We start from the raw sequence: 12,990 nt of genomic DNA on the forward strand, positions 1-12,990 counted from the left end.
AAGAAAGTTGGAACCGATCTCCATTTCGAGTGATTCACCGATCATCATCAATTCGTGCCACCGAAAGCAATCTGACGAGGCTTAAGTCAATTTAAGAATTCGTTACGTCGATCCTAAGTCGTAACAGGTGACAATGTGATCATGAACTCGACGGCGGAACTTCACGCGGCACCGGTGGACGCAATGCAGGAGGAGAATCGACGAACCGTCCTCATCGCGGACGCCGAACCCGCCTTCCGCGCCGGGCTGCGCCGCGTCCTGGAAGAGGAACTGGGCCGCTACGAGGTGGTCGCCGAAGCCGGCACCCCGGCCGAAGTGGCGCGACTGCTGCGCAGCACCGAGCCCGAACTCGTCGTCATGGACCTCGCCCTGGCCCGCTCCCTGGGCCTGCGCGCGGACCGGCTCGGCGGACTCCTGCCGCGCCCGCCCAAGGTCGTCCTGCTCACCGGGGGCGGCCACGAGGGGCTCGACGAGGCGCTGGACGCGGGCGCTCGCGGCTTCGTCACGCGCGACCTGGACGCCGGGCTGCTGGGCGCGGTGCTGTGCCACGTCCTCGCCGACGGCTGCGCCATCGCCCCCGAGGTGTTCGGCGGGCTCATGGACCGACCGTCCGCCTGTCAGGCGCAGTTCGCCCGCGCCCACCACCGGGTCCGGCTGCTCAACGACAGCGAACGGCACGTACTGCGGCTGCTGGGCCACGGTTTCGAGAACGCGCAGATCGCCGAGGAACTCCACCTCTCCCGGGCCAGCGTGAAGACGTACGTCTCCCGACTGCTCGGCAAACTGCACCTGGACAACCGGACGCAGGCCGCCCTGGTGGCCAACGAGACCGGGTTGGCAGGGCGGTCGGAGTCCGCGAGTATCCTGTCCTAATAGCATGTATCCATATATGTAGGACAAGGGCGGTGGTGGGCGATGGCCGACCGGTCCGAGGAATCCGCGACGATGGTCCTGGACGTCGGCGGGCTCGCCAGTCGTCGACGCCGCTCCCGGGCGGCCCGCTGGCGCGCCCCGCTCTGCGCGGCCGGCGCCCTGGTGGTGCTCGGTGGCGGTGCGCTCTTCCTGGCGAGCGGGGGCGGCGGGCTGACGGCCTCGGCGGACCGGGGCGCGGGCGCCCCCGATGGACCCCTGCGCCAGGACCTGGGCCCCGCCGCCGCGACGGGATCGACCGGCGGCCGGAGCGCGGATTCCGCCTCCCCCGGCGCCGGTTCGCCCTCGACGGGACCCGACGGCAGCCCGGTCCCGCAGGGCAGTTCCGGCGCGGCGGGTGCATCCGGTGCATCCGGTTCCGTGTCGCCGCAGGGCCCGGGCCAGGACGGCCACCGCCCGGGCACCGACCCGGACCCGCACTCCCCGAACCCGCCCGTGCCGCCCGTACCGCCGCCCCCGTCACCCTCCGACGGCACCCTGCGCCCGGGCGACAGCGGCCCCGAGGTGCGCACGCTCCAGCAGCGGCTGTACGGCCAGGGGTTCACGTACGTCGGCGTCAACGGCGTGTACGACGACCAGACCCGGCGCGGTGTCGCACAGCTGCAGAGCGACCGCGGGCTGACGGGCGACCCGTCGGGCGTCTACGGGCCGCACACCAGGGCGGCGTTCGGCCTGGGCTGACGGCCGCCGCGCCGCACGCCACCCGCCCCGCGCCGTCACTCGCCCAGCAGGTCCAGCTCGTGCGCGAGGACCGCGGCCTGGGTGCGGTTGTCGAGCTCCAACTTCTGCAACAGGCGCGAGACGCGCGCCTTGATGCTGGAGACGGACAGGAAGAGCCGGTCCGCGATCTGAGCGTTGCTCAGGCCCGCCCCGACGAGCGTGAGGACGTGCTGCTCGGCGTCGTTCAGCCGGCCCAGCAGTTCCGCACGGCGCTGCGCGGGCACGGCCGCGCCAGTGCTCCGCGTCGCCTTGGTCATCAAGTAGCCGAGCAGGTCGGGCGAGACGAGCGTGCCGCCGTGCATGACCGAGTCCATGGCGCGGTGCAGCTCGCCGCGGCAGATGTCCTTGGTCACGAAGGCGCTCGCGCCCGCCTCCAACGCCTCCAACGCCTGGTCGTCCACGCCGAAGGTGGTCATGACGATGACCCGCGGCGGATTGTCCGCGCGCATCAGCCGCCGGGTCGCCTCCACGCCGTCGACCCGTGGCATGCGCAGGTCCACCAGGGCCAGCGCGACCTCGTGTTCGCGGGCCCGGGCGACCGCCTCCATGCCGTCCTCGGCCTCGGCCACGACCGTGTATCCCGGCAGGGAGTCGACGATGCAGGTGAGTCCCGACCGGGTGATCGGCTGATCGTCGACGATGAGGACGCCTACGTCTGGACCCATGGGAGCCGTTCCTTCTGTTGAGCGGATGTGTGGACATTCCGACCAACTGTTATCAGGCCGGGGCGTATTCGGCGAGACCAGTCAGTAATATCATGTGACCTCCGTCACGCTTTAGGTCCACTTAAGGAACTTAAGGACTGAAAGTCGGGAATGTCGGAAACGTACGCTTTTGACGTCAAGATCGCGTGTGATGGATGGTCGATCCGTCCCCCTCCCATGCCGCCCGTTCGAACGGGAGTTCCTTCATGCGCGCCTCCACCGCCCTCGCCACCGCCGTCGCCGCGGTCGCCACCGGCACCCTCGTCCTCCTCCCCGCCGCCACGGCCACCGCGGCCGTCGCGGCCCCACCGGTCTGTGCGCAGGGCGCCGCCGGACCGCTCGGAGTGGCGGGCACCTTCGCGGAGTTCGTCGAGGGCGACGCCGTCCGCTACGCCGACTCCGAGGGAGCCGTGGCCGTCGGCGGCAACGCCACCTTCGGCGACGCCGCGACCGGCCAGGGCTTCTCGGTGGGCGCCAAGCTCTCCGCCGCCGACCTGGCGGCCCTGCCCGGCGGCAAGTCCCTCGTCGTCGGCGGCGAACTGACGGCCAACCAGGTCGTCATCGGCAAGGGCGCGGGCGTCTACCGCTCGCTGAAGGACGCCAGCCGCCCGGGCGGCTTCGCCATCGACGGCAAGCACGCCAAGGGCTCCTCGCCCGTGGACTTCGGCAAGGCCTTCGCCCAGCTGCGCGCGGGCTCGACCTCCTGGGCGGCGCTGAAGGGGACCGGGTCGGTGACCCGGCCCGAGGGCTCCACGTCCCTGCTGCTGACCGGCGCGGACGCGAAGCTGAACGTCTTCAGCGTGGACGCCGCCGAGCTCCAGAAGGCCGACCGGATCGCCCTGAAGGTGCCCGCCGGATCGAGCACGATCGTCAACGTGCTCGGCGCCGGCTACGACATGTCGGCGGGCTCCCTGTACGGGGTCGAGCTGTGGGACCCGCAGGCCGGGAAGTTCGTCATGGACGACTACGCCGCCGGCTCCCAGCAGTTCAAGGACATCCGCTCCCGACTGCTGTGGAACTTCCCGCAGGCCACCTCGGTGAAGAAGAACCACACCTCCTGGCCCGGCACCATCCTGGCCCCGAACGCCGCCGTCCAGCTCGGCTCCAAAGGCTCCGGGGGCGCCGGGCAGACGGGCCCGGGCCACGTCAACGGCTCGGTCATCGCCAAGCGGCTCACCTCCGTCCCCGGCGCCGAGACGCACCAGATGACCTTCCGCGGCTGCCTGCCGGGCACGGGCGGCGGTGGCGGCGGCACCGGCCAGCCGATCCCGCCCGCCCCGAAGCCGAGCCCGACGAACACCACCCTGCCGCCCGCCCCCAAGCCGACCCCCTCCAAGCCCGCCACCACGAAGCCGGGCGCGGAGCCCTCCGCGAAGCCCTCGGGCGCCACCCCGTCCGGCTCCGCCTCGTCGTCGGCCCAGCCGTCCGGCAAGCCCGACGGCTCGCTCGCCACCACCGGCGGCGGCGTCGACTCCACGATCGTTTTCGGTGCGGTCGGCGCGCTCCTCGTCGGCGGCGCCTGCCTGACCACGGCCGCCCTGCGCCGCCGCGCGGGCCGCCGCTGACCCGGCAGACCCCCGGCCGGCCCCGAACCACCTCCCCCCCCACACCCCGGGTGCCCGCCCCCACGCACGGGCACCCGGGCCCGTACCCCCACGCGGGCCACACCCCCCCCACACACACATCCGAAAGCGAACCCGTCCATGCGCAAGCGCACCCTGATAGGCCTGGCCACCGGCGTTGCCGCCGCGGGACTCCTCGTCCCCGTGACCGTCTACGCCACCGACGCCTTCACCAACACCGCGTCCTCCGCCCAGGCGGTCAAGGTCGGTTACGAACCCACCAGCAACGCCTGGTGGCTCAGCGGCCACGTCACGATCCCCGTCACCGGGCCCGGCTGGACGCTGGAGTTCGAGGCCCCCGAGGGCCTGGCCCCGCAGGTCTACAACGGCAAGACCACCGTGACCGGTACCCACGTCAAGGTCGTCGCCGACGCCTACCAGGGCGGCGAGTTCACCTTCGGCGTCGACCTGGCCAACAAGCACACCTCCTACGAGCTGAAGGACTTCAAGCTCAACGGCGAGCGCATCGACGTACAGGGCGGCTCCTGGAAGCTCGGCGACGGCGGCTCCAAGCCGCCGGTCCCGCCCACCCCGACGCCGCCCACCCCCGGCCCCACCGATCCGACCAAGCCGCCGACGCCGCCCACCCCGGACCCGGGCGGCGAGCTGAAGCCCGGCGAGAGCTCGGTCTCGGACAAGGCGCTGAAGCTGAGCGCCGAGTTCAAGGACTGGGGCACCTCCGGCCAGCTCGACTTCACGATCACCAACACCGGGACCAAGGACATCGCCTCCTGGTCCGCCCTCTACGGCCTGGAGGCGTGGCTGCTGCCGGGCGACTCGTGGGGCGACGGGAACGTCGCCGTCCAGAAGGAGCTGAAGCGGCTCCAGATCACCGGCAAGGGCGCCCTGAAGGCCGGCGCCTCGGCGAAGATCTCCGTGGCCACCAGCCAGCCCGGCCCCGACGGTCGCCCCCCGGTCGACGCGGGCAAGCCCGCCGCCGCCTGGCGCGGCGCGAGCCCCTTCATCGACGCCGCCGCCTACCCGGTGCCCGACCTCGCGCAGATCTCCAAGGACACCGGCGTCAAGCAGTTCGTCCTCGGCTTCATCGTGGGCGACAGCCAGGGCAAGGGGCTGCCGCGCTGGGGCAGCGACGCGATCACCCCGAGCCAGCACCTGGCCAAGTCGATCGCCGAACTGCGCGCCGCGGGCGGCGACGTGGCGATCTCCTTCGGCGGCGAGAACGGCCACGAGCTCGCGGTGGACCACAAGTCCGCCCAGGAGCTCGCCAAGACCTACCAGGGCGTCATCGACCGCTACCGCATCAACAAGATCGACTTCGACGTCGAGGGTTCGATCCAGACCAACGCGGCCGCCAACAAGCGGCGCGCCGAGGCGCTGAAGATCCTCCAGGACAACGCCCGCAAGAAGGGCGCCCCGCTGCACGTGTCGCTGACGCTGCCGAGCCTGGCGACCGGACTGGTCCAGGACGGCAAGAACGTCCTGAAGTCCTTCACGGACGCCGGCGCGCAGCCCGACGTGGTCAACGTGATGGCCATGATGATGGGTCAGTCCGTACCCGACATGGGCAAGTACGGCGACGCCGTCATCACGGCCGGCGAGGGCCTGCACAAGCAGCTGAAGGAGTTCTTCCCGAACAAGTCCGAGGCCGAGCTGTGGCGGATGGTCGGCATCACGCCGAACATCGGCAAGAACAACGGCGACGGCGGCCAGGGCGTCGGGGACAAGGGCGTCGTCACGGTCGCCGACATGAACAAGATCCAGAAGTTCGCCGCCGAGAAGAACATCGGCATGCTCTCGATGTGGTCCGTCGGCCGCGACCAGCAGTGCGCGAACGGCGCCGTCCAGTTCGACAGCGGGTGCAGCGGAGCCAAGCAGCAGAAGTACGACTTCTCCAAGGCCGTCTCCCAGTACAAGAAGGAGTGGCAGATCGGCAAGTGAGCACCTGCCGCGGCGGGCCGGCTGTCACCCATCGATGACAGCCGGTCCACCGAGGTCCACGGCGGCGCCCCCCGGCCCGCCGTACGGTCGCCCTGAAGCCCCCTCAGGAAGGAGCCGACCCAAGCCCTCCCGCAGCGCGGGTGGGTGACATGCACACCTGCCCCATGCAGTCGCCCGCCGTACCGCCCGTCCCGCACGTGGGCGGCCCGATCATGCCGCCGGGCGCGCCGAACGTGCTCGTCGGCGGGGTGCCCGCCGCCGTGCTGGGCGCCCTGTGCACCTGCGTGGGCCCGCCCGACTCCATCGCCAAGGGCAGCGCGACCGTGCTCATCGGCGGCTGACCGGGGGGACGGTGCGCGGAGTCAACCTTCGCCGCCCACCGTCCACCCGCGCCGACAGCCCGGGCGCCCGGCACCTTCCTAGGGTCGAACCCGGGCCGGGTGCCGGCCCGTGGCTCCGGCGGCGGTACTCCCACCGCCCCGCGGGCCGCGCCCCGCGCAGCGAAGGAAACACCCCCGCATGACGCCGACGTCCACGCCCGTGTCCACGCCCAGGCCCCTCTTCGCGGAGCGCCTCGACGTCGTGGAGGAGCGGCTGCGCCGGCTCTACATGCGCCACGAATCCGGCTTTCCGTCCGCCGAGGACGAGGACCCGGACGAGCTGGACGACCTGGACGGTCCGGACGCCGAGGACGGTCCGGACGGCGCCGCGGAGTCCGACGAAGGCCCCGGGTCGAACGGCGGCCGGCGCCGCGCGCGCTCCGCCGTCGCGTGGCCCGACGCCGGACGGCTGGCGGAGCTCGGCCACGGCGGCGACCGACTGGCCCGACTGATCGGCGAGTTCGGCCTCTCCGAGCGCGAGACCGACATCCTGCTCACCTGCCTGCTCCCGGAGCTCAACCCGGTCTGCGGCAGCGCCTTCCGCTTCCTGACCGGGCTGCCCTCCTCCCGCCCCACCGTGTCCGTGGCCCTCTCCGCCCACGGCATCACGGTGACCGAAGCCCTCGGCACCGGACTGCTGCGGCCCGGCTCGACCCTGCTCACCGCCGGGCTGCTGGCCTACGAGGACCCCACCGCGGCCTTCCCCGACCGGCTGCTCCGCGTCCCCGGCCGCCTGGTCGACTTCCTCGCCGGCCGTGAGGGCGGCCCCGGGGCGGGCGGCGTCCCCTGGCTGCGCCCCCTGCCCCCGCACGCACCGGCCGCGCACGAGGCCGCCCCCGGGGCCACCGCCGAGCTGCACCTCGCGCTCGACGCCGACCCGGGCCGCACCCGGTACCTGCGCCAGGGCATCCGCGGCGAAGCCCTCCCCGCGGCCCGCGAGGCGCTGGCCGCGCTGGGGCTCGTACCCCTGCTCCTCGACCCGGACGCGCTCGCCACCACCGACGCCCCGCCCGCCCGGCTCGCCGAACAGGCCGCGCTGGAGGCCCGGTTGCTCGGCGCCGCCGTCCTGCTGCCGATGCCGCCGCCCGGCACCGCCACGCCCGAGCGCGTCGACCTACTGCGCCAGCTGGCCACCCGGCTCGACGAGGCCCCGCCGCTCCTGCTGCTCTACGGCGCGCAGCCCTGGTCCGCCTACGAGTGGGACGCCCCGCTGCCCGTCGAGAGCGACCTGCGCTCCGCCGCGGCCCGCGCGCCGCGCGACCAGCTCGGCGCCGCCGCCTCCGCGGCCGTGGAACGCGTCCACCGGGCCTGCGCCCTGCGCGCGCAGACGCCCTCGATGCCCGAGGTGCGGGCCGCCGCCCGACTGCGGTCGGCCGCCGAACTCGGCTCCCTGGCACGGCACATCGAGCCCGTCGTCAACTGGCAGGACCTGGTGCTGCCCGACTCCGTACGCCACCGCCTCGACATGCTGGTCGCCCGGGTCCGCCACCGCGAGGAGGTCTTCCAGGACTGGGGCATGCGCCGGGGCGGCGGCCGCGGCCGCGGCACCGCGGCCCTCTTCGCGGGGGAGTCCGGCACCGGCAAGACCATGGCGGCCGAGGCGCTGGCGCACGAGCTGGGCCTCGACCTGTACGTCATCAGCCTGCCGTCGATCGTCTCCAAGTACATCGGCGAGACCGAGAAGAACCTCGAACGGGTCTTCTCCGCGGCCGAGACCCTGGAGGCCGTCGTCCTCTTCGACGAGGCCGACTCGATGTTCGCCAAACGCGGCGAGGTCAAGGGCTCCAACGACCGGCACGCCAACATGCAGAGCGGCTACCTCCTGCAACGCCTCGAAGCCTTCAACGGCCTCGCGATCCTCACCACCAACCTCCGCTCCAACATCGACTCCGCCTTCACCCGCCGCTTCGACGAGGTCGTCCACTTCGAGAGCCCCGGCCCCGACGTCCGCGCCCAGCTGTGGCGCGGCCTGCTCGGCGAAGCGGCCCCCGGGGACCTCCCCGTCGACGCCCTGGCCCAGGCCTACGACCTGGCCGGCGGCAGCATCCGCGCCTGCGTGGAGAGCGCGGCCTTCGAAGCGGTGGCGGCGGGCCGCCGCGTGACCGGCGAGGACCTCCTCGCCGGCATCCAGACGGAGTACACCAAACTCGGCCGCCTCTTCAGCCGCCCCCGCTGACGAGCTGTCCTCCTTTGCGCGGCGGCGTCGTCCTTGGGGGACCCGGCCGCGCACCGGGGCGCTGGTTGGGTGGAGGTGGGGCTGGGGGTGTTCCTGCTCAACGCCGTCCGCAGCACCGCGGTCGGTACGTGCTGTGGTGAAAGAGAGTTCGTCGTGAGCGACATGGGTGGCCTTGAACGCAAGCCGGTGCCCGGAAGGACGTGGCAAGGGGCCCCGCCCGCCCCGGTGTCGACCGTGCTGCCGAGCACTCAGCTCGGCCCGGATTGGGACCCGACCGACTCGCGATGGATCCCGAACTGGCTCCTGGACGGCCCGCAGAACGCGCAGGGCGGGGGCGCGGGTCCCGTGGGGGGCGCGGGCCCCGTGGCCACCGCGGTCCACGCACCCCCCACCGCGCCGCCGGACCCCGACGCCACGCCGATTCCCGCGGACGCGCTGGAGGACAAGTTCCTGGTGGACGACGAGAAGAACCGCATACAGGTCAGGCGGGACGCGACGGCCAAGGAGAAGCCGGTCCGGAAGAACGCCCAGATCGTCAAGGAGGTCCTGGAGGACAAGGCGAACAAGAACGCCTCGCTCCTGATCTACGAAGGGGGCTTCAAGAACGGCATCGGGCGTGCGGCCGTGGCCGTGGGCAACATCGAGGCCGCCGATTACGTGGCCGTGCTGGTACCGGGCATGGGCAGCTCCCTCAACACCCTCGCCGAGCTGGTCCGCAGGGCGAACAACCTGCGCGAGCAGTGCGTGGAGACGGCGCCCGGCGCCCGGGTCGCGGTCGTGGCCTGGGTCGGCTACAAGGCCCCGGGACTCTTCAAGGTCGTGTACGAGAAGCCGGCCGCGAAGGGCGCGCGGCTCCTCCTGCGCGATCTGGACCGCTGGCGCGGGCACTGGAGCAAGAGCGCCACCCGCGCGCGGCGTCACCTGCCGACGATGCCCTCGCTGACGGTCAGCGGGCTGAGCTACGGAAGCGTGGTCACCGGTCACGCCGGAGCGGGTGCCGGGAACGACTACGAGGGCAATCCCCTCATCCCCAAACAGGCCCACCTCGGCAGCCCCGGCAGCGGGTTGCGCGCCAACCACCTCGGTGGCTCCGAGATCTACTCCGCTTCGACCCCCAGCGACCCGGTCAGCTGGCTCAGCCGCTTCGGCAGCGACCCCACGCACAAGAGGTACGCGGAGAAGTACCCGGTCCATCGGATGAAGGTCAAGTACCACTGGACCGTGGCCAAGGACATCAACCCCTTCGCCTTCGCCTCCCACCAGAGCTACTACGACAAGGGCAGCGAATCCCTCGCCAACCTCTCGCGCGTCGTGGTCGACAAACAGGACGAGATCACCCTGACGGCCCCCCGCGACGGCGCCCTCGCCGGCCACAGGTGGGTCTCCCCGTACCTCGACAAGCCGGCGCCCGCCGAGCCCGCACCGGTCGAGGGGGGTGCCAAGAGCCGCAATCGGCGCCATCTCATGGCCTGGCAGTTCATGACGGGCAACGGCGACCAGGCGGCGAAGATGTCCTCGGAGCTGATGGAGAACCTCTTCCAGGCCCACATGCAGGTGGACCGGGTCCCCGCCAGCTTCTGGGCCGTGCCCTACGGGCAGGCCCTGGGCGAGCGCCCCCGCGGCGAGGCCGGCACCATGCGGGCCGGGCAGAAGCTCATGAGCGACATCGCGAGCTACTACGGCCCGTCGCTGCCCTCGCAGTACGGATCCGGTCCCGAGCGCTCCGACACCCCTGCCTGGGCCGGTCCCGTCGCCGCCTACCTCAGCTATCCGAGCACCGAATTCGGCGCCCACGACGCGCCGGCCTCGGTGCAGGACCTGAAGGACAAGGGCAAGGCGGTCCTCGACCTGATGAAGCACCCGAACCCGGCGCAGTTCAAGTCGACCGCCAAGGCCCTGCGGCCCGGTCCGGACTTCTTCATCTACCTGGCCGCCCTCGCCCTCGACCCGGCGTTCGACGCCAACACCAAGCTGGTGGAGAGCCTCCAGAAGAAGACCGGCAAGAGCGACGGCTTCGGCCCCGAGGACTTCTACAACGAGGTCGGCGCGAAGAGCTACCGGGAGCTGAAGGCCGAGGGGCACCTCAAGCAGAGCGAACTCAGCAGCATCCAGTCCGTGATCCAGGACGTGCCCGGAGCCCCCCTCCTCACCTACGCGCTCAACCGGGTCTCGGGGTCGGTCTACGAGGCCGTCGAGATGCTCACCGAGCCCATCGCCTACACGTGCATCAAATGGCGTGCGTGGTTCGACGCGAACCTGAACAGCGGGACCACCAGCGGGCGCGTGGAGACCTACCGCACCTACCTCAAGTTCATGATGTCGCTGTACCAGGTCCCCGACGCCTACGACCACTTGCTGGCGATCACCGACCCGCACTCGAGGGAGGGCAAGGAGCTCAAGAGCCTCGTCGAGGAGATGAAGAGCGTCACCAACAAGGTCAAGCGGGCCCAGGACGAGGCCAAGACGGCGTCGGACAACCGCCAGCAGCAGGCGTCGCAACAGCCGTTCGCCTTCGCGGAGGAGGGTGCGCAGAGCACCCGTGAGTGGTTCATGGGCAAGCTGAAGACGCTGACCGGCGGAGTCTTCCAGGACATCACCCCGATGACCCTCCCCGTGTACCACGAGCGGGTCCTCGACGAGCAGTTGGTGGCGGTCGCCGCCATGCGGTACTTCCCCGAAGCGCGTCAGCGCGCCATCCAGAAGTACCTGACGAGGAAGAACAAGGGGCACATCGTCTCGATGCTGGCCGCCCTTCCGGCAGCCTGGGCCGGCAGGGCCTTCCAGAAGGGCAACTTCGCGGACATGGACGCCCTGCTGGTCAGTTTCGTGAGCTGGGCGGAGGCCCAGTGGAGCTATCTGAATGCCAAGACCCAGACGGAGAAGAACCGGCACCAGGTCGTTCCCCCGTCCACTGTCCGACTCTCGACCTACAACTACGAGTTCCACGTCCGTGACATCGCGGTACGGGTCGCCAACGGCATCTGGGACTCGGACGAGGTGCAGAAGCGTCGTCGGGGCCCCGCGCCGCAGACCCGGCCGCAGCCCGAAGTCCGCCCGTCCGCACCGGTGCTCGAGCCGGCTCCGCAGCGTCCCGCACCGTTCCAGGGCCCCGACCTGGCGCAGTACGCGGGGTCCCACAACATCCGGTTCACCACGGACACGATCCTGGAGTCGTATCCGACCGTCGCCAATGCCACCTGGCAGAAGAGGATCGAAATGGGAAGGACCGAGCCCTACGGCAGCGTGTCCAACCTGGTGCCCGGCCTCGATCTGAACACCGTCGTCCAGATTCCCCCGGGTGGCGCGGGCGTCACCGCGACCCTGTCCGCCCGGCGTTTGCCGAGCGGTCGGCTCGGCGACATCGAGTTCTCGTACATACCCGGTAGCACCGGGGGCGACTACGCCTGCACGCTGCCCGCCGGCATGCGACTGGAGGTGGGCTACCGAGGAAGCGCGAAGACGACTGTCACGGGCCCGAAGAACGGCCACATCCTGAACGTCCCGCGGCAGGGCACCGGCGGGGTTCTGGAGGTGGACTTCAGGCTGGCCGGCAGCTGACCACGCACCCGTGGCCGCGGGCCCGTGCGCGGCCGCGGGCCGGGGGCGGGCCCCTCGGGTCGGAGGCGGGCCGGGTCGTGGAGGGCCCGGGCCAGCAGGAGGCGGACGTAGGTCTCCTGCTGGACTCCGCCGCCGTCGCGGTTGCCGCGGGCGTGCCGTGCGTGTCAGAGCCAGCCCCATCGGCCGAAGGGCCAGGCGATGACGAAGGCACGCCCGATGACGTCCTCCTGCGACACCGTGCCCTGACCCTTGTCGCCCAGGTGATAGCGGGAGTCCGCAGAGCGCTCCCGATGGTCCCCCATGACCCAGATGCGGCCCCGGGGGACCGTCAGGGGGCCGAACGGCTTGTCGCCGCACGGCCTGTTCATCGGATAGAGGTACGGCTCGTCCAACGCGTGGCCGTTGACCGTGACCGGGCCGCCCTTCTTGCATTCGACGACGTCTCCGCCGACCGCGATGACCCGTTTGATGACGTGCTGGCCATTGCTCGGTGGACGCAATCCGAGAAATGCGAGACTCTCGCTGAAGAGCTTTACCGCACCGGAATCCCGTGCCGTTTCCTCTGGCGGCACCCAGTCGCCGGGATCCCGGAAGACCACCACTTCGCCTCGAACGGGTTTGGCGGCGAACCACGGCGTCAACTTGTCGACGAGAACGACGTCGCCGATCTCCAGGGTGTGCTGCATCGATTCGGAGGGAATCGAGAAGGTCTGGACGAGGAAGGTCTTCACACCCAGGGCGATGAGCAGCGCGGTGCACAGCAGGACCAGAGCGTCGAGGACGACTGAACGGCGTCTGCGCGCGGAGATCTTCCTGCGGATCCGGCGGCGTGCGTTGCGCCCGTCGATCCGCCGCCCCGCAGGGCGCTCCATGGGCCGACCGGACTTCTTGCGCCGACCTCTGCTACCCATGGACCCGACGGGGCTTTTTCATGTCCACTCGACCTTTCGACGCGATTACCCTACCGCTCCGGCACAGGACGATCGCACGCGTGTCCGTTC

The 12,990-nt window shown here is 71.3% G+C and carries 9 protein-coding genes; 7 read left to right on the plus strand and 2 right to left on the minus strand.

Annotated elements, in window-relative coordinates:
• Positions 1-141: 141 nt before the first annotated feature.
• Both ACZ4UB_RS26260 and ACZ4UB_RS26265 read left to right on the plus strand, forming a co-directional pair.
• Entirely contained in the window at positions 142-873 is a 732-nt protein-coding gene (locus tag ACZ4UB_RS26260; protein ID WP_468073691.1) for a response regulator transcription factor, read from the plus strand.
• 42 nt (positions 874-915) lie between these two features.
• Entirely contained in the window at positions 916-1,611 is a 696-nt protein-coding gene (locus ACZ4UB_RS26265; protein ID WP_468073693.1) for a peptidoglycan-binding domain-containing protein, read from the plus strand.
• Between the two features lie 35 nt (positions 1,612-1,646).
• Here ACZ4UB_RS26265 and ACZ4UB_RS26270 read toward each other — a convergent pair whose 3' ends face one another.
• Positions 1,647-2,315 (minus strand): response regulator transcription factor, encoded by a 669-nt coding sequence (locus ACZ4UB_RS26270; RefSeq protein WP_468073695.1) that lies wholly within the window; start codon positions 2,313-2,315, stop codon positions 1,647-1,649.
• Between the two features lie 245 nt (positions 2,316-2,560).
• On the opposite strand from ACZ4UB_RS26270, the gene ACZ4UB_RS26275 reads away from it, so the two are divergent.
• From ACZ4UB_RS26275 to ACZ4UB_RS26295, 5 genes are all read left to right on the plus strand, one after another.
• Positions 2,561-3,919 carry a choice-of-anchor A family protein gene (locus tag ACZ4UB_RS26275; protein WP_468073697.1) on the plus strand — a complete coding sequence of 453 codons (1,359 nt, stop codon included), beginning with the start codon at positions 2,561-2,563 and terminating at the stop codon, positions 3,917-3,919.
• Between the two features lie 138 nt (positions 3,920-4,057).
• Positions 4,058-5,875 carry a chitinase gene (locus ACZ4UB_RS26280; RefSeq protein WP_468073699.1) on the plus strand — a complete coding sequence of 606 codons (1,818 nt, stop codon included), beginning with the start codon at positions 4,058-4,060 and terminating at the stop codon, positions 5,873-5,875.
• Positions 5,876-6,024: 149 nt separating this feature from the next.
• The gene (locus ACZ4UB_RS26285; protein ID WP_468073701.1) at positions 6,025-6,216 is read left to right on the plus strand and encodes a PAAR domain-containing protein; all 192 of its coding nucleotides are present in this window, start codon (positions 6,025-6,027) and stop codon (positions 6,214-6,216) included.
• A gap of 178 nt (positions 6,217-6,394) precedes the next feature.
• A complete protein-coding gene (locus ACZ4UB_RS26290; protein WP_468073703.1) occupies positions 6,395-8,431 on the plus strand; it encodes an ATP-binding protein in 2,037 nt (678 codons plus the stop codon).
• A gap of 234 nt (positions 8,432-8,665) precedes the next feature.
• Complete coding sequence (locus ACZ4UB_RS26295) at positions 8,666-11,989, plus strand: alpha/beta hydrolase (RefSeq protein ID WP_468073705.1); 3,324 nt, start codon at positions 8,666-8,668, stop codon at positions 11,987-11,989.
• Positions 11,990-12,153: 164 nt separating this feature from the next.
• On the opposite strand, the gene lepB is transcribed toward ACZ4UB_RS26295, so the two are convergent.
• The gene (gene lepB, locus ACZ4UB_RS26300) at positions 12,154-12,861 is read right to left on the minus strand and encodes a signal peptidase I (protein WP_468073707.1); all 708 of its coding nucleotides are present in this window, start codon (positions 12,859-12,861) and stop codon (positions 12,154-12,156) included.
• Between the last annotated feature and the right edge of the window lie 129 nt (positions 12,862-12,990).

It is taken from the genome of Streptomyces sp. NPDC028419 (genome assembly GCF_055565515.1).

Coding starts and splice junctions, on each gene's coding strand:
- ACZ4UB_RS26260 (WP_468073691.1), top strand. CDS start 142: ATGAACTCGACGGCGGAACTTCACGCGGCACCGGTGGACGCAATGCAG.
- ACZ4UB_RS26265 (WP_468073693.1), top strand. CDS start 916: ATGGCCGACCGGTCCGAGGAATCCGCGACGATGGTCCTGGACGTCGGC.
- ACZ4UB_RS26270 (WP_468073695.1), bottom strand. CDS start 2,315: ATGGGTCCAGACGTAGGCGTCCTCATCGTCGACGATCAGCCGATCACC.
- ACZ4UB_RS26275 (WP_468073697.1), top strand. CDS start 2,561: ATGCGCGCCTCCACCGCCCTCGCCACCGCCGTCGCCGCGGTCGCCACC.
- ACZ4UB_RS26280 (WP_468073699.1), top strand. CDS start 4,058: ATGCGCAAGCGCACCCTGATAGGCCTGGCCACCGGCGTTGCCGCCGCG.
- ACZ4UB_RS26285 (WP_468073701.1), top strand. CDS start 6,025: ATGCACACCTGCCCCATGCAGTCGCCCGCCGTACCGCCCGTCCCGCAC.
- ACZ4UB_RS26290 (WP_468073703.1), top strand. CDS start 6,395: ATGACGCCGACGTCCACGCCCGTGTCCACGCCCAGGCCCCTCTTCGCG.
- lepB (WP_468073707.1), bottom strand. CDS start 12,861: ATGGAGCGCCCTGCGGGGCGGCGGATCGACGGGCGCAACGCACGCCGC.